Annotated in this window: 17 protein-coding genes; 2 read left to right on the top strand and 15 right to left on the bottom strand. The window is 72.2% G+C overall.

Going from position 1 to position 19,825, the window contains the following annotated elements:
* Positions 1–47: 47 nt before the first annotated feature.
* From IPJ95_09060 to hppD, 7 genes are all read right to left on the bottom strand, one after another.
* Positions 48–443, bottom strand: a complete 396-nt coding sequence (locus IPJ95_09060) for a YraN family protein (protein MBK7923768.1) — start codon at positions 441–443, stop codon at positions 48–50.
* An 85-nt stretch (positions 444–528) separates the two neighbouring features.
* Positions 529–1,476 (bottom strand): phenylalanine 4-monooxygenase, encoded by a 948-nt coding sequence (locus IPJ95_09055; GenBank protein MBK7923767.1) that lies wholly within the window; start codon positions 1,474–1,476, stop codon positions 529–531.
* A 34-nt stretch (positions 1,477–1,510) separates the two neighbouring features.
* Entirely contained in the window at positions 1,511–2,833 is a 1,323-nt protein-coding gene (gene fahA, locus IPJ95_09050; GenBank protein MBK7923766.1) for a fumarylacetoacetase, read from the bottom strand.
* Entirely contained in the window at positions 2,830–3,756 is a 927-nt protein-coding gene (locus IPJ95_09045) for a hypothetical protein (protein ID MBK7923765.1), read from the bottom strand. The genes fahA and IPJ95_09045 overlap by 4 nt, the downstream gene beginning before the upstream one ends.
* Positions 3,753–5,732 carry an acetoacetate--CoA ligase gene (locus IPJ95_09040; GenBank protein MBK7923764.1) on the bottom strand — a complete coding sequence of 660 codons (1,980 nt, stop codon included), beginning with the start codon at positions 5,730–5,732 and terminating at the stop codon, positions 3,753–3,755. Before IPJ95_09040 ends, IPJ95_09045 begins: the two co-directional genes overlap by 4 nt.
* Before the next feature lie 16 nt (positions 5,733–5,748).
* Positions 5,749–6,942, bottom strand: a complete 1,194-nt coding sequence (locus IPJ95_09035) for a homogentisate 1,2-dioxygenase (protein ID MBK7923763.1) — start codon at positions 6,940–6,942, stop codon at positions 5,749–5,751.
* Positions 6,943–8,070, bottom strand: a complete 1,128-nt coding sequence (gene hppD / locus IPJ95_09030; GenBank protein MBK7923762.1) for a 4-hydroxyphenylpyruvate dioxygenase — start codon at positions 8,068–8,070, stop codon at positions 6,943–6,945. It abuts the gene before it with no gap.
* 137 nt (positions 8,071–8,207) lie between these two features.
* Here hppD and IPJ95_09025 point away from each other — a divergent pair, with 137 nt between their 5' ends.
* The gene (locus tag IPJ95_09025) at positions 8,208–9,122 is read left to right on the top strand and encodes a LysR family transcriptional regulator (GenBank protein MBK7923761.1); all 915 of its coding nucleotides are present in this window, start codon (positions 8,208–8,210) and stop codon (positions 9,120–9,122) included.
* Positions 9,123–9,250: 128 nt separating this feature from the next.
* A complete protein-coding gene (locus IPJ95_09020) occupies positions 9,251–9,778 on the top strand; it encodes a hypothetical protein (GenBank protein ID MBK7923760.1) in 528 nt (175 codons plus the stop codon).
* 15 nt (positions 9,779–9,793) lie between these two features.
* Here the strand turns inward: IPJ95_09020 and IPJ95_09015 are convergent, their stop codons facing one another.
* The 8 genes from IPJ95_09015 to IPJ95_08980 all read right to left on the bottom strand — a co-directional run bounded on the left by IPJ95_09015 (position 9,794) and on the right by IPJ95_08980 (position 19,659).
* Positions 9,794–12,022, bottom strand: a complete 2,229-nt coding sequence (locus IPJ95_09015; GenBank protein ID MBK7923759.1) for a DNA translocase FtsK — start codon at positions 12,020–12,022, stop codon at positions 9,794–9,796.
* Positions 12,019–12,762: a 2-phosphosulfolactate phosphatase gene (locus IPJ95_09010; GenBank protein ID MBK7923758.1), complete on the bottom strand. Its 744-nt coding sequence runs from the start codon at positions 12,760–12,762 to the stop codon at positions 12,019–12,021. The genes IPJ95_09015 and IPJ95_09010 overlap by 4 nt, the downstream gene beginning before the upstream one ends.
* A complete protein-coding gene (gene accC, locus IPJ95_09005) occupies positions 12,759–14,117 on the bottom strand; it encodes an acetyl-CoA carboxylase biotin carboxylase subunit (protein ID MBK7923757.1) in 1,359 nt (452 codons plus the stop codon). Before accC ends, IPJ95_09010 begins: the two co-directional genes overlap by 4 nt.
* 63 nt (positions 14,118–14,180) lie before the next feature.
* Entirely contained in the window at positions 14,181–15,371 is a 1,191-nt protein-coding gene (locus IPJ95_09000) for a PilT/PilU family type 4a pilus ATPase (GenBank protein ID MBK7923756.1), read from the bottom strand.
* Complete coding sequence (gene accB, locus IPJ95_08995; protein ID MBK7923755.1) at positions 15,364–15,909, bottom strand: acetyl-CoA carboxylase biotin carboxyl carrier protein; 546 nt, start codon at positions 15,907–15,909, stop codon at positions 15,364–15,366. The genes IPJ95_09000 and accB overlap by 8 nt, the downstream gene beginning before the upstream one ends.
* A 24-nt stretch (positions 15,910–15,933) precedes the next feature.
* Complete coding sequence (locus IPJ95_08990; protein MBK7923754.1) at positions 15,934–17,022, bottom strand: aminopeptidase P family protein; 1,089 nt, start codon at positions 17,020–17,022, stop codon at positions 15,934–15,936.
* Complete coding sequence (aroQ, locus tag IPJ95_08985) at positions 17,015–17,449, bottom strand: type II 3-dehydroquinate dehydratase (protein ID MBK7923753.1); 435 nt, start codon at positions 17,447–17,449, stop codon at positions 17,015–17,017. The genes IPJ95_08990 and aroQ overlap by 8 nt, the downstream gene beginning before the upstream one ends.
* Positions 17,449–19,659, bottom strand: coding sequence for a tetratricopeptide repeat protein (locus IPJ95_08980; protein ID MBK7923752.1), 2,211 nt, complete (start codon positions 19,657–19,659; stop codon positions 17,449–17,451). The genes aroQ and IPJ95_08980 overlap by 1 nt, the downstream gene beginning before the upstream one ends.
* Positions 19,660–19,825 lie beyond the last annotated feature (166 nt).

Raw genomic sequence — 19,825 nt, 5'->3', positions numbered from 1 at the left:
CCGAAGCAATAGTCTATTTGTGGTGTATTTTCATCCACATTGACGCCCTACCAGATCCGCCACGCATCCGGCAGGTGCACCACCGTCGGGCCACCCGCCCGCGCCCAGCGCACCTCGACCACGTCGAACCGGAACTGGTCCCCCGGCCGGCCGTGCCGCAGCCGCCAGATCTCGGCGACCCGCGCCAGCACCCGCCGCTTCCGCCAGCCGATCGCCTCCACCCCCGCCCCGAAGCCGCTCCCCTGCCGGGTCTTCACCTCGACGAAGGCCACCAGCGCCCCCCGCCGCACCACCAGGTCGAGGTCGTTGTGGCCCACCCGGAAGCGGTGCGCCTCCAGCCGCCAGCCGGCCGCCACGAGGGTGCGCAGCGCCTCTTCCTCGCCCAGCAGGCCCAGCCGGTGGCGGGGATCGCGGCAATCGTCGGGGGAAAGCGGTCGCGGCATCGGACCCGAGTATAGGATCCGATGCCGCGGGGGCATGGTACCGATCGTCGCGGCGCGGTGCGCCCCGACGCGACGCGGGGCGGCCCTAGCGGGCCGCGTCGAGGAAGCTCTTGAGGTCCACCTCGTTCACCTCCGGCTCCCCGGGCTGCAGGTTGTCCAGCAGGCCGGCGTCGAGGCGCTGCTCGAGGTCGTGCACCAGGTAGAACAGGTGCTCGAAGTCCTCGATCACGTAGAGCAGCGGCTGGTAGTGATGGATCTCGAAGTACTGGTTGAGCATCCACTCGGTCTGCGCGGGCACCCGCTGCACCACCGGGGAGTCCACCGAGTGCTCCAGCTCCCCGTAGCTCGACAGGAGCCCGCTGCCGTAGGCGCGCACGTGCCCCGGCGCGATCGGCACCCCCGGGCCCTCCCGCATGAGCCCGAACTCCACCGTGAACCAGAAGAACCGCGCCAGCCCCTTCACGTTGCTGGTGAGCACCCGGATCCGCTCCGCCTCGTCCCGGATCTCGCCCGCCCGCCGGGCGGCCCGCTCCGCGAACTGCCCGAAGCGCACCAGCGCGTCGGCGAAGGCGCGGTCGGTGTGCATCGGGACATGGCCGGCGATGTCGTGGAAGATGTCCGGCTCGGGGAGGTAGTCGAGCGAGTTGCCGTCCCGCACGGTGATGGTGGTCGGGAACTCCCGCCGCTTGAGGCAGTCGAAGAACAGGTACGCCGGCACGTAGCCGCTCACCGGCTTGGCGCTGAACCCGGTGCGCGGCTCCAGGAAGCGGTTGATCTCGTCGCAGCGCGGCACCCCGTTCGGGTTGAGCCGCAGCGTCTCCACCCCCTCGAGGAAGCGGGGGTTGGCGTACCGCTCCCAGCGGGGCCGCATCCGCGCCAGCAGCCGGCTCCAGGTCTGGTGGTTCTCCTCGCTGTAGAGCGCGTAGGGCTGGGTGATGTACAGCTGCCCGCTGGCCTGCGCGTGCTCGATGAACGGCGCCCGGGTGGTGGTGAGGCCCGGGGCGATCCCGTCGAGGGTGAGGTCGGTCGTCATCGGCACTCCTTGAGAAGAGACATCCCCGCGTCCGTCAGGCGCCCCGCACCTGGCCCCGGCACTCGCCGAAGCCGATGCGGACCGCGCCCGGGGCCTCGCACCATCCGGTGAGCACCACCTCGTCCCCGTCCTCGAGGAACCCGCGGGTCTCGCCGTTGGGGAGCGCCACCGGCTCCTGGCCACGCCAGCTGAGCTCGAGCAGGCACCCCCGCTCGTCCTTCCCCGGCCCCGACACCGTGCCGCTGGCCAGCAGGTCGCCCGGCCGGAGGTTGCAGCCGTTGCTCGCGTGGTGGGTGAGCAGCTGCGCCAGCGTCCAGTACATCTGCCGGAAGTGCGACCGGGAGAGCCGCGCCGCGGGCTGCCCCTGCTCCCGCATCCGCGGCGTCTGCAGCGCCACCTCGAGCTGGAGGTCCACCCCGCCCCGCTGGGCGGTGCCGGGATCGTCCAGGTACGGCAGCGGCGCCGGGTCGCCCGCCGGCCGCGCAAAGGCCGGCACCCGGAAGGGCGCCAGCGCCTCCATGGTCACCACCCACGGCGAGAGGCTGGTCGCGAAGTTCTTGCCGAGGAACGGCCCGAGCGGCTGGTACTCCCACGCCTGGACATCCCGCGCCGACCAGTCATTCAGCAGGCTCAGCCCGAACAGCCGCCCCTCCGCCTCCGCCAGCGGCACCGGCGTCCCGAGCGGGTTCTCCCCCGCCACCCAGGCGGCCACCTCGAGCTCGTAGTCGAGGCTGCGCGACGGCCCGAACGCCGGCGCCGCCGCGTCGGGGGCCTTGGCCTGCCCCGCGGGCCGCCGCACCGGCGTGCCGCTCACCACCAGCGAGGAGGCGCGCCCGTGATAGCCGATCGGCACCCACTTGTAGTTGGGCAGCAGCGGATTGTCGGGCCGGAACATCGCGCCCACGTTCGAGGCGTGGAACACCGAGGCGTAGAAGTCGGTGTAGTCGCCCACCGTCGCGGGCAGCAGCAGCTGCGCCTCGCCGGGGCCGCGCAGCAGCCGGTCGTGCAGCGCGCGGTCCCGCGCCAGCCGGCTGTCATCGCCCAGCGTGGCGGCGACCGCCGCCCGGAGCAGCCGCCGCCGGTCGGCCGGCTCGGCCATCAGCATGTTGAGCGACGCCCCGTGGCAGGCCACCGCCAGCCGCTCGGGCAGCTCCAGCACCCCCGCCTCGAGCGCCGCGCCCAGGTCGAGGATCCGGTCCCCGATGGCCACGCCGATCCGCGGCCGGTCCTGCGCCGAGGTGCGGAAGACGCCGAGCGGGAGGTTCTGCACCGGGAAGTCGGCGCCGGGCGCGTTGGCGCTCGACACGAAGCTCCGGCGCGCCGGATCGTGCGTGGCGTCGGGCAGGGGAGCGGTCATCCGCGGGGGGCCTCGGCGAGCGGTTCAGTGAAGGAACAGGAGCCGATCGCCCGGAGGAACTCGGCCCGGGCCTGGACGATCTCGTCCCGGGTCACGGTGATCCCGCCCCAGTGGATGGCCGACGGGTCCACCGCCGGCACGGTGTCACGGGTGAGCGTGAGCAGCCGGTACGCCTCCTCGGTGGAGCGCTCCTGCCACAGCGCCGTCGCCGCGAGGATGACGTTCAGGTAGCCGTACAGCGTGGCGCGCGGACTGTCCGGGGCGTACGTGAGGGCCTGCTCGCCGCGCAGCGCGTGATGGAGCCCCGCGGTGGCCTTGCACGGCACCCCCTCGGTGGCGCAGGCGGCCAGGAAGGCGAGCACCGCCTCGGGCGCGGGGATGTCCCGCGGGGCGATCCCGCCGGTCCGCACCTTGGCCGACGCCCCGGCCGCGCCCACCTGCCCCACCAGCGCGGTGAGGTCGCCGTCGAGGGGGAGCTCGCAGTAGAGCTCGTACTCCTCGCTCACCACGCCGGCAAGGCGCGCCACCTGCTCGGCGCTGCCCACCCGCGCCTCGAGCGAGAGGATGCAGGGCCCGCCGTGCACGTGCCGCTCGTTGAAGGTGCACACCGCCGCGAGGTCGGCCACCGGATCCCCACCCAGCAGGGCCGTGATCGGGAACCGCGCGCCCAGCCGCTCCGCCTCCGGCAGCGCGGCCAGCGCCGCCTCGAACTCCTGCAGGCGCGCCACCGGCACCACCAGCCGCGCCAGCGCCCAGGCGGCGTCCGAGGACTGGTACGCGGCGAAGTTCCGCACCGTCTCGGCCATGCCGAGCCCCGCGGGGGGAAAGAGGCCGGCGTAGTCGATGAGGTCGGCGAGCACCGCCTGCATCGGGGCCGGCCACGGCGGGGCGGTGCCCGCGAGCGCCACGGGGGCGTCACTCATGTGCGCAGCTCCACGAGGTCGCGGAAGAGGTCGAGCGCCTGCGGGTTGGCCAGCGCGTCGGCGTTGCCCACCGGCCGGCGATGGATCACCGCCCGCACGGCGAGCTCGGAGAGCTTGCCGTTGATGGTCCGGGGGAGGTCGTCCACCTGCAGGATCTTGCGCGGCACGTGATGCGGGCTGGCGTGCGCGCGCACCTCCCGCCGGATCCGCTCCCGCAGCGCCTCGTCGAGCGCGAGCCCCGGGCGGAGGCGCACGAACAGCACCACCCGCACGTCCTCCTCCCACTCCTGGGCCACCACCAGGCTCTCCAGCACCTCGGGGAGGCGCTCCACCTGGCGGTAGATCTCCGCCGTGCCGATCCGGACGCCCCCCGGGTTGAGGGTGGCGTCGCTGCGGCCGTAGATGATGAAGCCGTCGTGCGCGGTGCGCTCCACCCAGTCGCCGTGCCGCCACACGCCGGGGAAGTGCTCGAAGTACGCGGCGCGGTACTTCCGCCCGCCGGGATCGTCCCAGAACCCCACCGGCATGCTGGGGAACGGGCGGGTGCAGACCAGCTCACCGGCGCCCCCGGCCATCGGCCGGCCCTCGGGGCTCCAGACCTCCACCGCCATGCCGAGGCCGGCGCCCTGCAGTTCACCGCGCCAGACGGGCAGCGTCGGGTTGCCGAGGGCAAAGCAGCTGATGAGGTCGGTGCCGCCGCTGATGCTGGCCAGGTGCAGGTCGGCCTTGATGCGGCCGTAGACGTAGTCGTAGCTGTGCACCGCGAGCGGGCTGCCGGTGCTGAGGATGGCCCGGAGCGCGGAGAGGTCGTGCGCGGCGCCGGGGGCCAGCCCCTCTTTTTCACAGAGCGCGAGGTACTTGGCGCTGGTGCCGAACACCGTCACCCGCTCCGCGGCCGCCATGCGCCACAGGATGTCGGGCGCGGGCGCCATCGGCGCGCCGTCGTAGAGCACCACGGTGGCGCCCACGGCCAGGCTCGAGACCACCCAGTTCCACATCATCCAGCCGCAGGTGGTGAAGTAGAAGATGCGGTCGTCCCGGGTCAGGTCGGTGTGCAGCACCAGCTCCTTGAGGTGCTGCAGCAGCGTGCCCCCGGCACCGTGCACGATGCACTTGGGGAGCCCCGTGGTCCCGCTCGAATAGACGATGTAGAGCGGGTGGTCGAACGGGAAACGGCTCGGCGGCTCGGCGGCTCGGCCGTGCGTGGCGCCAGCGGCCGCCAACCAGTCCTCGAGCGCGACCACCCGCGGGTCGGTCCCGGCCGCCGCCTCGCCCAGGTAGGGAATCACCACCACGGCTTCGATGTCCGGCAGCTCCGCCACCACGCGGGCCACCCGGTCGCCCAGCGGGATCGCCTTGCCGGCGTAGCGGTAGCCGTCCACCGTGAAGAGCACCCGGGGGCGGATCTGCCCGAAGCGGTCGAGCACCGCGCGCTCGCCGAAGTCGGGGGAGCAGCTGCTCCAGGTGGCGCCCAGGCTCGCCGTGGCGAGCATGGCGATGACCGTCTCGGGGAGGTTGGGGAGCAGGCCGGCCACCCGGTCGCCGGGGCCGACGCCCGAGGCGCGCAGGGCGGCGGCGTAGCGGGCCACCTCAAGGCGCAGCTCCCGGAACGTGAGCGCGCGCTGCCGTCCGAGCTCGTTCCAGAAGACCAGCGCCTCGCGGTCGTCGTCGTGGCGCAGCAGGTTCTCGGCAAAGTTGAGCCGGGCGCCCGGGAACCAGCGCGGCCCGCCCGGCTCCCCCGGCGGCTGCATGCGGTCGCCCTGTTCCAGCACCGCGTCCCACGGGGGCCCGTCGGGGCGGGGCTCGGCCAGCACGCCGGTGAACTCCCACACCGCGGCCCAGAAGGGCTCCGGCTCCTCCACCGACCAGCGCCACAGCGCCGCCGCGTCGGCCCCGGGGCGGTACCGCGCGGTGAAGCGCGTCAGGTTGGCGCGCGCCACCCGCTCCGGGGAGGGGGACCAGAGGGGACCGGTCACCGCGCCAGCCGCCGGGTCACGTGGTCGGCGGGTTGAACTGCGCGTGCTGGCGGTCGAGCCAGCTCTTGTGGTAGTCCGGGTCCTCGATGTCCAGGGCGGGCCGGGCCACCCGGAGCGGACGGAACGAGTCCATCATCACCGCCAGCTCGTTGGTGGCCTTGGCGCCGATCGAGGCCTCCGCCCGGCCCGGATGCGGCCCGTGGGGCAGCCCATCGGGGTGGTGGGTGATGGAGCCGTACTCGATCCCCTTCCGGCTCATGAACTCGCTCGAGGCGTAGAAGAGCACCTCGTCCGAGTCCACGTTGGAGTGGTTGTACGGCGCCGGGACCGCCTGCGGATCGAAGTCGTAGGGCCGCGGGCAGAAGGAACAGATCACGAAGCCGTCGCCCTGGAAGGTCTGGTGCACCGGGGGCGGCTGGTGGATCCGGCCCACGATCGGCTCGAAGTCGTTGATGTTGAAGATCCAGGGGTAGAAGTACCCGTCCCAGCCCACCACGTCGAAGGGGTGGTGGTCGAGGACCATCTCGTTGAGGGCGTCGTACTGCTTGACGAGGAGCGGGAAGTCCCCCTTCTCATCGTGCGGGTGGACCTCCATCGGCCGCCGGATGTCGCGCTCGCAGAAGGGCGCCCCCTCGAGCAGCTGGCCCACGTCGTTCATGTAGCGGCGGGGAAACCGGATGTGCCCCCGGCTCTCGAACACCACGAACTTGACCGGGCCCGCGGAGAGGTCGAGCCGCCAGCGATGCAGGATGTTGCGGTGGATCACCACGTAGTCGCCGGCCCGGAACGGCAGGTCCCCGAAGACCGATTCCAGCGTCCCCTGCCCCTCCACCACGTAGATGCACTCGTCGGCCTGGCTGTTCCGGTAGCAATGGGCGTCGTTGGTGTCCGGCTCCACGTACAGCATCCCGATGTCGCTGTTGAACAGCAGCGGGATCCGGTCGAGGGTGGGGCTGCCGCCCTTGCGCACCCGGCTGGTGAGGAAGTGCCGGTGCCGCAGGCTGGTGCCGGCGTCGGCCTCCCAGACGATGTCGCGCACCTTGCGGGCCGACTTGATCGTGGTGGGCGGGTGGGTGTGGTACAGCAGGGCCGAGGTGCCCACGAACCCCTCGTGGCCCATCAGCTCCTCGGCGTACAGCCCGCCGTCGGGGCGCCGGAACACGATGTGCCGCTTGCGCGGGACCTGCCCCACCTGGTGGTAGAACGGCATCTAGAGGTTCCCCCGGAGCGCCTGCTCCCGCTCGATCGACTCGAACAGCGCCTTGAAGTTCCCCTTGCCGAAGCTCTTGGCGCCCTTCCGCTGGATGATCTCGTAGAACACGGTGGGGCGGTCCTCCACCGGCTTGGTGAAGATCTGCAGCAGGTAGCCCTCGTCATCACGGTCCACCAGGATCCCGAGCTCGCGCAGCGGGGCGAGGTCCTCGTCGATCGCACCCACCCGGTCGAACAGCTCGTCGTAGTAGGAGCCGGGCACGGTCAGGAACTCCACCCCCCGGGCCTGCAGCGCGCTCACCGTGGCGATGATGTTGTCGGTGGCCACGGCGATGTGCTGCACCCCGGGGCCGTGGTAGAAGTCGAGGTACTCCTCGATCTGGGACTTCTTCTTGCCGCTGGCCGGCTCGTTGATCGGGAACTTGATCCGCTCGTTGCCGTTGGCCATCACCTTGGACATCAGGGCCGAATATTCGGTGGAGATGTCCTTGTCATCGAAGCTGAGCAGGTTCTTGAAGCCCATCACCCGCTCGTAGAAGCCCACCCACTCGTTCATCTTGCCCAGCTCGACGTTGCCCACGCAGTGATCCACGTACTTGAGCCCCACCGGCGCCGGCTGGTAGCGCGCGCTCACCGGCCGGAAGCCCGGCAGGAAGAGCCCGCGGTAGTTGCGGCGCTCCACCAGGCTGTGGATGGTGTCGCCGTAGGTGCGGATGGCCGCGACGACCACCTCGCCGTCCCCGTCGGCGAGCACGGTCGGCTCCTGGACCACCACCGCGCCCCGCGCCACCGCGTAGGCGAACGACTGGCGGCAGTCGTCCACCCACAGCGCGAGGTCCCGCACCCCGTCGCCGTGCGTCAGGTGGTGCTGCGCGATGGGGCTGTCGGGATGCATCGGGGAGGTGAGGACGAAGCGGATCTTGTCCTGCACCAGCAGGTAGCTCGCCCGGTCGCGCACCCCGGTCTCCGGCCCGCGGTACCCGGCCAGCTGGAAGCCGAAGGCGGTGCGGTAGTAGTGGCTCGCCTGCTTGGCGTTGCCGACGTAGAACTCGACGTAGTCGGTGCCGTTGATCGGGAACGGATCGGCGACGGGGGCCTGGGCGGAGGAGAGGACCTGGGTGGCCATGGGCGGCGGCTCCGGTAGGGGCGCGGATGGTAAGCCACCCCCCGGCGGGCGCCGGAGCGGTGGCCAACGGCCCAACCTAGCGCCGGCCCACTCATATGTCCAATATCGTGATCGGATTATATTGATATCAACAACCTATGATCACCAAGCTCGAACTCAGGCACCTCCGCTACTTCGTCGCCGTGGCCGAAGAGCTCCACTTCGGCCGCGCCGCCCGCCGCCTCGGCATCGCCCAGCCGCCGCTCTCCCAGCAGATCCAGCGCCTGGAGCAGGTGGTCGGGGTGCGCCTGTTCGAGCGCACCAGCCGACGGGTCCAGCTCACCGATGGCGGCGCCACCCTCCTGGTCGAGGCCCGCCGGGTCCTGGCCGCCGCCACCGAGGCCTTCGAGGCCACCCGCCGCGCCGGCCGGGGCGAGCTGGGGGAGCTCCGGGTGGCCTTCGCCGCCACCGTGATGTTCCTGGCCCTGCCCGAGGTCATCCGCGAGTTCCGTGGCCGGTACCCGGGGGTGCACCTCGACCTCCGGGAGATGCCCACCGGTCCGCAGCTCGCCGGGATCAAGGCGGGCGAGATCGACATCGGCTTCGTCCGGGAGCCGCGGCCCGATCCGGAACTCGAGATCGTGACCGTGATGCGCGAGCCGCTCCGCATCGCGGTGAACAAGAGCCACCCGCTCGCCGCCCGCCCCACCATCGCCGTCCGGCACCTGGCCGAGGAGCCGTTCGTCCTCTTCCCCGAGGAGCTGGCCCCCGGGCTGTACGCGCAAGTGCTGGGCCTCTGCCGGGCCGCCGGCTTCACGCCCCGCGTGGTGGAGGAGAGCCGCGAGCTGTACACCAGCGTGAGCCTGGTGGAGGCGGGGATCGGCGTCTCCATCCTGCCCGCCTCGGTGGAGAAGCTCGGCTGGCGCGGGGTCCGCTACCGCCCCATCCCCAGCGCCAGCGCCGAGACCCGCATTGCGGCGGCGTGGCGCAAGGACCGCGCGCGCCCGGTGGTGCAGGCGTTCATGCAGGTGGTGGGCTCGGTGGTGGGCGCGGAGGGCGGCCGGCCCGGCTGAGCGCGCCCGGCACGATCGCTGCCACACCAACGCTTCGCCGGCCAGCGGTTGTCGCGTCCCGCAACGGAGGGACCCCGCCAGCCCGCTACGCTGCCCTTCGCAGCCGCCCTCTCCACCGGGACGCGTCCATGCGACACGTCACACCAGGCGCCGTACCGTGTCACCCTGACCGCCGCGCGGGCCTGTGGCTCGCCCTCCTGCTCCTCCCGATCGGGCTCGCGGCGCAGACCACCCTGGTCGCGGGCTACAGCCTCCACGGCATGACCGATCGGCCAGGCGCCGGCTTCGACGGCATCCAGCTGGGCCTCGCCACGCGGCTGGCGCCGCCGGTCGAGTGGGTGGCGCGGCTGGAGTCGCTCAGCGGAGTGCTGTACGACGAACCGAGCGGGATCGTCAGCCTGTCCACCGGGGTCCAGTTCGGGCGGTTCGGGACTCGCGGGGAAGCGGCGCTGGGGGTGGGGTTCGGCGGCTACGCGCTCACGGCATACGACGACGGCGGGCTCGGGGGATTCCTCTACGGCAACCTCGACCTGCGGGTCTGGCTGGGCCGCCACGTGGGCGTGTACACCGACCTCCGCCTGTCGACCTACGACGGGGCGCTGCGCCGGGGCGGCGCGTCGGCCGCGATCGGGATCTCGCTGCGCCCGGGGCGGTAGGCGGGGGCCCCTGGCCTACTGGCAGTACTCGTCGACCTGGTCGATCCCGATCAGCACCTCGCGCGGCTTGCTGGAGCCCGGCGTCGCGGGGCCGAGGATGCCGGCCATGTGCAGCTGGTCGATGATGCGCGCGGCGCGGCCGTAGCCGATCGAGAGCCGCCGCTGCAGCAGGCTGGTGGAACCGCCCTGGTTCTGCACGCAGAGCTCCGCGGCGTCGCGGAACAGCGCGTCGCGCTCGCCGTCGAAGCTCCCCGACCCGCCGCCGTCCTCCATGGCCTCCAGGGCCCGGACCATGGCCAGGATATCCTGCTCCCGCTGGGCCGCGGCGTCGGCGCCGCCGGCGGCGGCCACCCGCGCCGCCCGCCGCGCGTCGAACCAGTCCATCAGCCGCTCCGTCTCCTCGGTGGCGATGTACGCCCCCTGGATGCGCTGCGGCTCGCTCTTGCCCGGCGGCAGGAAGAGCATGTCGCCGTTGCCGAGCAGCGCCTCGGCGCCGTTCTGGTCGAGGATGGTGCGGCTGTCCACCTTGGAGGCCACCCGGAACGCGATCCGGCTCGGGAAGTTGGCCTTGATGAGGCCCGTCAGCACGTTCACGCTGGGGCGCTGGGTGGCCAGGATGAGGTGAATGCCGATGGCCCGCGCCTTCTGCGCCAGCCGCGCCAGCGGCGGCTCGATCTCCCCCTGCACCGTCATCATGAGGTCGGCCAGCTCGTCGACGATCATCACGATGAACGGCAGCGGCCCTTCCTTGTAGACGCCGTCGTCCGGCGCCTCCGGGGCCCCCGGTTCCGCCTCGGCGCTGAGGGTGGAGAGGGTGGCCTGGGGCCGCGGCGGATTGCGCAGCGGCTTGCCTTCCTCGGCCTTGCGGTTGAAGTCGGCCAGGTTGCGGGCGCCGTTGGCGTGCAGCAGTTCGTAGCGCCGCTGCATCTCCATCTCGGCCCACTTGAGCAGCGCGGCGGCGTCGTTGTTGTTGGTGATGACCTTGTGCCGGAGGTGCGGCAGCGCGTTGTACATCGACAGCTCGACCATCTTCGGGTCGACCATCAGGAAGCGCAGCTGCTTCGGCGTGTAGCGGTACACCAGGCTGGTGATGATGGTGTTGATGGCCACCGACTTGCCCGAGCCGGTGGCGCCGGCGATGAGCAGGTGCGGCATCTTGGCCAGGTCGGCCACCACCGCCTTGCCCTCGAGGTCGCGGCCCAGCGCGATCGGCAGCACGGCGCGGGTCTCGTCCCACTCCCCCGCCTCGATGAGCTCCCGCAGGGTCACCATGCGCTTGGTGGGATTGGGGATCTCGACGCCCACCGCGCCCTTGCCCGGGATCGGGGCCACCCGGATGGACTGGGCCCGCATGGTGATGGCCATGTCGTCGGCGAGCGCCGCGATCCGCCCCGCCTTCACCCCCGGCGCCGGCACCACCTCGAACTGGGTGACCACCGGCCCGGTGGTCCGCCCGCCGATGCTCCCCTCGACCTTGAAGGTCTTGAGCGTCTCCAGCAGCACCTGCCCCAGCCGGTCGAGCTCCGCCACGCCGGCGTCCTTCTCGATGGGCGGGGGCGCCTGCAGCAGCTCCACCGGCGGCAGCACGTCGTCGTCGGCCGGGTCGCCGATCAGCACCTCGACCGCCTTGGCCGGCTTCTTCGGCTTCTTCTCCTTGCGGGGCGGCGCGAAGGGCGGCGGGTCGTCCTCGGGCTCGACCACCGGTTCGGCGATCCGCGCCTTGGCGCGCGCCGGCTCCGCCACCGGCGGCGCGGCCTCTGCCCCCTCGGCCTTGACCAGCCGCAGGAAGGGGTGCCACGCGATGGTGAGGATGGTGAGCGCCGAGAGCAGCAGCAGGCCGAGCAGGAAGCCGCCGGCCACGCCGATGGCCTTCACCGTGTAGAAGGCGAGGAACCCCGGCAGCACGCCCGTGAGCCGCGGCGCCAGGGCGCCGCTGTCGTAGAGCCGGGGTTCGACCCCGGTCAGGACGCCGAGCAGGAAGGGGAGCAGGATGGCGAGGCCCACGACCAGGATCGCGGCCCGCTTCATGTCGAGCGCGGGGAGGCGGTCGAACCCGGCGAGGCCCAGCCCCAGGCCCAGCAGCGGGAACCCGAGGGCGCCGAGGCCGAGGCCGCGCCAGAGGAACGCGCCGAGCCACTCGCCGAGCGGCCCGGTCAGGTGTACGGGGAGGAGCGTGAGCCCGAGGAAGCTCCCGAGGATGAGCGCGATGATCGCGCTCAGGTGGCGGCGGCCCTGCTCGCTCATGCGGTGGAAGGTACCGCGGTGACCCGGCGATTGCTGAAGAGGGGGAGCACCGGGTGGGCGTCGACCCGGGCCGCCTCGGCGATGTCGGCCTTGAGGTCGAGGGCGAGCAGGTCGCGGCCCCCCTGGCTGGCCAGCAGGGGCCGCTCCCAGCGCCGGCCGTAGCGCCGCACCAGGTCCAGGGCGGCCAGCGCCCCGTCGTTGAGGCCCTTCCGGCCGCGCCCCCCGCCCAGGGTGGCCTCGACCAGGCGGCCGGCGGCGTAGGCATCGTCGAGCGAAAAGCGCTGCTCGCGGCCGGCGCAGACCACGAGCAGGGGCTCCCCGGCCAGCCACGCCTCGCGGGCCCGGGCCGTGACGGCGGAGAAGTTCACCGCGGCCGCCACGTAGACCGGGTTGCCGCTCGCCACGGCGAGCAGGGCGCCGGTGCCGTTGGAGGTGGTCATGACGACGGTCCGCCCCTTCACGGCGTCGGCGGTCATCTCCGCGGGGGAGTTGCCCAGGTCGAAGCCGGGGATCCGCTCGCAGTGCCGCTCCCCGGCGAGGACCGTCTCGTCCTTGCCGAGCGTCTCGGCCAGGCGGAGCGCCTCCTCGGTGCTGGCCACGGGCACCACGGCGCGCGCCCCGGCGGCGAGCGCCGCGGCGATCGTCGTGCTCATCCGGAGGATGTCGATGACGAAGACCACGCGACCCTGGACCTCACCTGGGATGAGGCCGGCAGGGGTGAACACCACGTCGAGGGTCATGCTTCGGGGCGGAGCAGCTCCGGGTGGCGCTCGAGGAACTTCGTGTCCACATGGCCGGCGGCGAACTCCGGGTGCCGGATGATGCGGCTGAGGAACGGGATCGTGGTGGTCACGCCCTCGATGATGAACCCGTCGAGCGCCTGGCCCATCCGGGCCAGCGCCTCCTCGCGGGTGTTGCCGTGCACGATCACCTTGGCCAGCAGCGAGTCGTAGTACGGCGGCACGGTGTAGCCGGCGTACACGTGGGTGTCGAGCCGCACCCCGGGGCCGCCGGGCGGGTGGTACGCGGTGATGAGCCCCGGCGAGGGCTGGAAGTTGCGGTAGGGATCCTCGGCGTTGATGCGGCACTCGATGGCGTGCCCCCGCAGCCGCCCCCCCTCCCCGCGGAAGCTGATCGGGTCGCCCGCCGCCACCCGGATCTGCTCCTTCACCAGGTCGAAGCTGGTGACCATCTCGGTCACCGGGTGCTCCACCTGGATGCGGGTGTTCATCTCCATGAAGTAGAAGCTGCCGTCCTCGTCGAGCAGGAACTCGAGGGTGCCGGCGCCGACGTAGCTGATGGCGGCGGCCAGCCGGACCGCCGCCTCGCCCATGGCGGCGCGGAGCTCCACCGTGAGCGCGGGGCTCGGGCTCTCCTCGATGAGCTTCTGGTGCCGGCGCTGGACCGAGCAGTCCCGCTCGCCGAAGTGGACCACCTTGCCGTGGGTATCCCCCATCACCTGGATCTCGACGTGCCGCGGCCGGGCGAGGTACTTCTCGACGTAGACCTCGCCGTTGCCGAAGGCCGCCAGCGCCTCGTTCTGGGCCAGCGAGAACGACTGCGCGAACTGGTCGGCGTCGAGCGCCACCCGCATGCCCTTGCCACCGCCGCCGGCGGTGGCCTTGATGATGACCGGGAACCCGATCCGCTCCACGTGGGCCAGCGCCTCCTCCACGCTCTGGATGGTGCCGGGGGTGCCGGGCACCGTGGGGACGCCCGCCTCCTGGGCCAGGCGCTTGGCGGTGGCCTTGTCGCCCATGGCGCGGATCTGGTCGCCCGAGGGCCCGATGAACGTGATGCCCGACGCCTTGCAGGTGTCGGAGAATTCCGCGTTCTCGGCCAGGAAGCCGTAGCCCGGGTGGATGGCGTCGGCGCCGGTGATCTCGGCGGCCGCGATCAGGTGGGGGATCTTGAGGTACGACTGCCGGCCGGGCGGCGGCCCGATGCAGACGTCGTCGTCGGCGAAGCGCACGTGCAGCGACTCGCGGTCGGCCTCGCTGTAGACGGCCACGGTCTCGATGCCGAGCTCGCGGCAGGCGCGGATCACCCGCAGGGCGATCTCGCCCCGGTTGGCGATGAGCACTTTCCTAAACACGCGCGTCTCCGTCGCCGGCGGCCCCGCCCGGGGCGCGGCCGGCCTCCCGTGCGGGGCACGGCATCAGGGCGTCAGGTCCCGGGAGAGGTCCGGCGGGGCACTGCCCGCACCCGCCTCGCCGATGCCGGTGAAGGTCCGGTCGGAGGCCGAGCTGATGCCGGAGGCCCGCAGCGCGAACTCGCTGGGATTGGTGGAGTAGAAGAGGGCGCTCTCGTAGGTGATCGCGCCCTCGCGGTACCACCGCATGAGCGACTGGTCGAAGCTCTGCATCCCGTACGCCTCGGTGCCCTCGGAGATGAGGTCGGGGATGTTGAGCGCCTTCTCGATGTCGCGGATGTTGTCGGCCACCGCGGCGGTGTTGATCAGCACCTCGGCCGCCGGCACCCGCCCCTTGCCGTCCTTGCGGGGCACCAGCCGGAGGCAGACCACCGCCGCCAGCGCGGTGGAGAGCAGCGAGCGGATCTCCTGGTGCTGGTGCGGCGGGTAGAACGAGATGACCCGGTTGATCGTCTGGGTGGCGTCGGTGGTGTGCAGGGTGGAGAACACCAGGTGCCCCGTGTCGGCGGCCTTGAGGGCCACGTCGAGCGTCTCGGCGTCGCGGATCTCGCCGATGAGGATCACGTCCGGGTCCTGCCGCAGCACGTGCCGCAGCGCCAGCCCGAACGACAGCGTGTCGCTGCCCACCTCGCGCTGGGAGATGTTCGCCATGAGGTCCCGGTGCAGGAACTCGATCGGGTCCTCGATGGTGATCACGTTCACCCGGCGGTTCTGGTTCACGTGGTTGATCATCGCGGCCAGGCTGGTCGACTTGCCCGAGCCGGTCACGCCGGTGACCAGCACCAGCCCGCGCGGCTTGAGCGAGATCTCCTCCAGCACCTCCGGCAGCTCGAGCTCCCGGACGGTCTTGACCTCGTACGGGATGGCCCGGAAGGCGAACGCCAGGGTGCCGCGCTGCTGGTAGATGTTGGTGCGGAAGCGCCCCACGCCCGGCACGCCGATGGCGAAGTCCGCCTCCTTCTTCTCGGCGAACTCCTTGACCTGCCGCGGCGTCATGATCTGCTCCGCCAGCAGCTTGAGGTCCTCGGGCTTGAGCGGCTGCATCTCCAGGCCGGCGAGGTCGCCGTTGACGCGGATGGTCGGCGGCCGGCCCACCTTGAGGTGCAGGTCCGAGCCGTTCCGCTGCACCATCAGCGAGATGGCCTGCTTGAAGTTGAACGGCGGCTGCAGCGCCGCCGGGCCCGTCACGTCAGCCATTGGGGTCCACCCGGAACAGCACGGTGCCGAACTCGACCGGCTGGGCGTCGTCCACCAGGACCTCCTTCACCACGCCCGACACCTCGGCCTCGATCTCGTTCATGATCTTCATCGCCTCGATGATGCAGACCGTCTGCCCCACCGAGATCCGGCTCCCCACCTTCACGTAGGCCTCGGCGCCCGGTTCCGGCGACTTGTAGAACGTGCCCACCATCGGCGACTTCACGTCCTTGAGCGAGGAGGGCGCCGCCGCCGGGGCCGCCGCCGCGACGGGGGCGGGCGCCGCCGGTGCCCCGCCCGCGGGGGCGGCGTGCATCGTGTGCATGGCCAGCGGCATCGGCGCGGGATGCGCCGGCCCGTTCCCGGTCCGGGTGATCACCACGCCGGTGTCGAAGAAGCCCTTCACCTCGATGGAGCCGATCTCGGGGAACTCGTGCAGCAGTTCCGCGAGCTTGCGGACGTCCTTGAGCTCGACCGACTTGATGCCGGGCACCTTCCCGATCAGCCGGGCAAGATCCTGCGTGTCTTTGGTGTTCATGAGCCGTCAGGTTGCGGGTGGCCGCTAGACCAGCTCCAACAGGTCCACGCGATTGTCGGACAACAGCTCCGGGCCGTCCGGCGTCAGGTGCACGTCATCCTCCAGCCGCACCCCGCCCCAGCCCGGAAGATAGATCCCGGGTTCCACCGTGACCACCGCGCCGGCCGGCAGCGCCGCCTCCGCGGTGGGCGAGAGCCGGGGCGCCTCGTGCACCTCGAGCCCCAGCCCGTGTCCCAGCGAATGCCCGAACGACTCGCCGTACCCCTGCCGGGCGATCACCTCGCGCGCCAGGAGGTCGGCATCCTTGCCGCTCATCCCGGCGCGCACGTGGTCCAGCGCGCGGCGCTGGGCCCGCCGCACGGTGTCGTACACCGTGCGCTGGCGCTCGTCGGCGCGGGCGCCGACCAGGAAGGTGCGCGTGAGATCGGCACAGTATCCGTCCACCTGCGCACCGAAGTCAAGCAGCAGCCACTCCCCGCGCGCCAGCACGCGCTCGCTGGTGCGCGCGTGGGGCAGCGCCGCCCGCGGCCCCGACGCCACGATCGTCGGGAACGGATGCCATTCGCTCCCGCGGCGCCGCAGCGCGCCCTCCAGCAGCGCCGCCACCTCGTACTCGGACTGGCCGGCCCGGATCGCGGGGAGCGTCTCGGCCAGGGCCGCCTGGGCCAGCGCCGCGGCCCGGCGGATCGCCGCCACCTCTCCCGCATCCTTCACCGCGCGCAGCCGTTCCACCAGCGCGGGCGCCGGGGTCCAGCTCCGCCCCGGCAGCAACCCCTCCAGGCGCTCGCGGTCCCGGACCGTGGCCACGTGCGCCTCGAACGCCGTCCCGGCGCCGGGCCGCTCCGCCAGTACCTTGCGCAGCCGGTCCCACACGCTGGTCTGGTCCACCTCCACCCGCGCCGCGCCGCCGACTTCGCGCGGGGCCTGCGCCGCGTACCGGAAGTCGGTGACCAGCACCTGGTCGTCCCGCCGGACCAGCAGGACGCCGGCCGATCCGCTGAAGCCGGTCAGGTAGCGGATGTTCGGCAGCGACTGCACCAGCAGCTGCTCGAATCCGTCGGCCGCGAGCAGGGTGCGAAGCGCCGCCTGCCGCGCCTCGCGCGGGTCAGCCACGGAGGCGGGTCACCAGCGCCTGGAGGCCGAGCAGGTACCCGTGCGGGCCGAAGCCGGCGACGATGCCCACCGCCAGGTCGGCCAGCCGGGAGTGCCGGCGTTCCGGCTCCCGCGCGAAGATGTTCGACAGGTGCACTTCGACGAACGGCAGCTGCACCGCCAGCACCGCGTCCCGGATGGCGAGGCTGGTATGGGTAAAGGCCGCCGCGTTGATGAGGGCGCCGTCGGCCTGGCCGCGGAGCCCCTGCACCGCGTCCACGAAGGCGCCCTCATGGTTGGTCTGGAACCAGTGCAGCTCGACCCCCAGCCGGCCGGCCTCCGCCCGCACCAGCGACTCGAGTTCGGGCAGCGTGGTACGACCGTACACCTCGGGCTCGCGGGTCCCGAGCAGATTGAGGTTGGGGCCGTTCAGGACGGCGATCCGCATCAGCGCTTCAGGCTCTTGAGCCAGTGCTGGAACTGGTCGAGATCCTCGTCCGATGGCATGGCCTGGCGGGGCCCGGTGCTGGAGCCGCCGGGCGCCGAGCCGCCGAAGAACTGGTCAAACGAGAAGGCATCCGGCCCGCCGGCCCGCTGCACCGGCTCGGTGGCCTTGGGGGTCTGGCTGGCCGCGGGCTCCTCGCCGAAGATCGCGCTCAGCGAGAGCGGATCCCGCGCCGGCCGGGTCGGGGCACCCTCGCCGTCATCATCCACGACCCCTTCCACCCCCGCCGGCCGTGCCCCCGCCAGCCCACGGAAGAACGACTCGACCGACTCGCCCCCGGTGTCCACCGCCACGTACGAGAGCCGGCGCGAACCCGCCGCCCGCTGCTGCTCCAGCTGCCGGACCCGCTCCGCCAGGCGCGCGTCATTCGGCTGTCGCGCCAGGAGGGTCCGGTAGACGTTGAGCGCCTCGGCCACGTGCCCCTGCCGGGCGTACAGCTCCGCCATGCTCTCGGTGAGCACGGGCGCAGGCTCGGCCGAGACCGCCTCACTCACCACCGGCTCCGGCTCGGCCGGGACCGGTTCGGGCGCGGCGAGTTCCTGCGAGATCCGCCGCACGCGCGGCGGCTCCGGCTCCCCGGCATCCTCGGGGAAGATCAGCTTCAGGTCCGAGGGCCGCGCGGGCGTCGTCGGCTCGAGCTCCGCTTCCGGGACGGTCGCCTCCCACTCGGCCGCCTCGTCGACGCCGCTCGCCTCGGCCACCGGGCCACTCGCCACGGTGAGTTCCTCCACGATCGACACCGGCTCCAGCTCCGGCTCGGCCTCTACCTCGTGCAATACCGGCTCCGGTTCCGGCTCCGGCACGGCATCGTCGGTCGGGATCACATGGGACACCGGCGCCTGGTAGGCCGGCACCTCGAGCGTGATCTCCGCCGCGGGCGCGGCGGGCGCCACGGGCTGCGGCGGAGGGGGCTCGCTCACGGGTGGCGCGGTGGTGGAAAGCTCCTCCGTCGGCATCAGCGTGATCGCGGCGAAGCCGGTCGTGACCGGGCCCGCCGGGACGTAGGGCGGCGGGGCGCTGATCAGCGGCTCCGGTTCCGGCTCCGGCAGGCGCGGTGGTTCCGGCTCGGGCACCTGCGCGATCCGGCTGAGCAGCTCCTCCGCCCCACTCGGCGTCTGGTACTCCGAGCCGGCGGCGCCGGCCAGCTTGAGCTCGCTCGAGGCGTCCGGGACCTGGAATTCAGAGGCACCGGAGGCCAGCTCCAGCAACTCGGCGCTGTCGTCGGGGGTCTGGAACTCGCTCAGCCCGGAGGGGCGCAGTTCGAGGGGGGCCACGTCGTCCCCGCCGATGGCATAGACGCCGGGCTCGCCCGAGGCGGGCGGTGGCGCGAACGGCTCGTCCGACTCGATGCCCAGCAGCGGCTCCGGCGCGAGTTCACGCGCGGCCTCGGCCAGGTCGAGTTCCACCGGTTCAAGGTCCTCGATCGACGCGGGCGCGCGTGGCACCACGGGGAGGATCGGAACCGTGTCGGCGTCATCGAGGTCGAGCAGCCGCTCCTCGGGCACCGGCGCCACGATTTCGCGGGTCCGCGCCGGCGGGTCGTAGGCGCCCAGCGCGGCGTCGACGGCGTCATCGACATCGAGCGGCACCTCCGACACCTCCCCGGAGGACGCCTCGGCCATGGTGCTGGGTTGGGGCGCGAAGGTCCGGGCCACCACCTCGACCGTGGCGGTGGTCTCGGAGGCGGCGGCCTCGGACGGCGGGCTCTGCTCCGTGAGCGGCGCGGTCATCGCCGCGGCGGCGGCCTCGCGGGCAGTGTCCACCCGCTCCAGCTGGTCCCGCGCCTCGTCGTTGCTGGGATCCACGGAGATCAGCCGGGTCAGCCAGGTGCGCGCCTCCATCAGGCGGCCCTGCCGCTCGGTGATGTCCGCGAGCGCCTTGAGGGCGATCACGTTCTCCGAGTCGAGGTCCAGCACGTGGATGAACGCCGCCTCGGCCGGACCGTCCTCACGGAGGTCCAGACAGCAGCGGCCGAGCACGATGTTGCCCGGAATGTGGTCGGGGTGGAGCTCCAGGCCCTGGCGGAGGACATCCCGGGCCTCGAGGTGATCGCCGTTCTTGCGGAGAACCTCCGCATAGGGCGCGAACACGGTTCCCTTGGGATTCTCCTTCCAACGGCGCTCGAGCTTCTCGATCTCGCTGTTTGGTGGCATCCCCGGCCCTGGTCGTAAGTCGTTGTGGGAATTGGATAAAGATTAGGCCGCCGAGGGAAGGCTGTCAACGGGGTCCGGCCCGCCCCGGCTTGAGATTCCGCGTTGCCGGGCTTAGACTTAGCCCTCTTTTTCGCCCGGTCCCACCCCCACGCAGGGCCGTTCCCTA

This window comes from Gemmatimonadota bacterium (assembly GCA_016713785.1).
GTDB lineage: Bacteria > Gemmatimonadota > Gemmatimonadetes > Gemmatimonadales > GWC2-71-9 > JADJOM01.
This window is presented reverse-complemented; position numbering and strand designations above follow the sequence as displayed.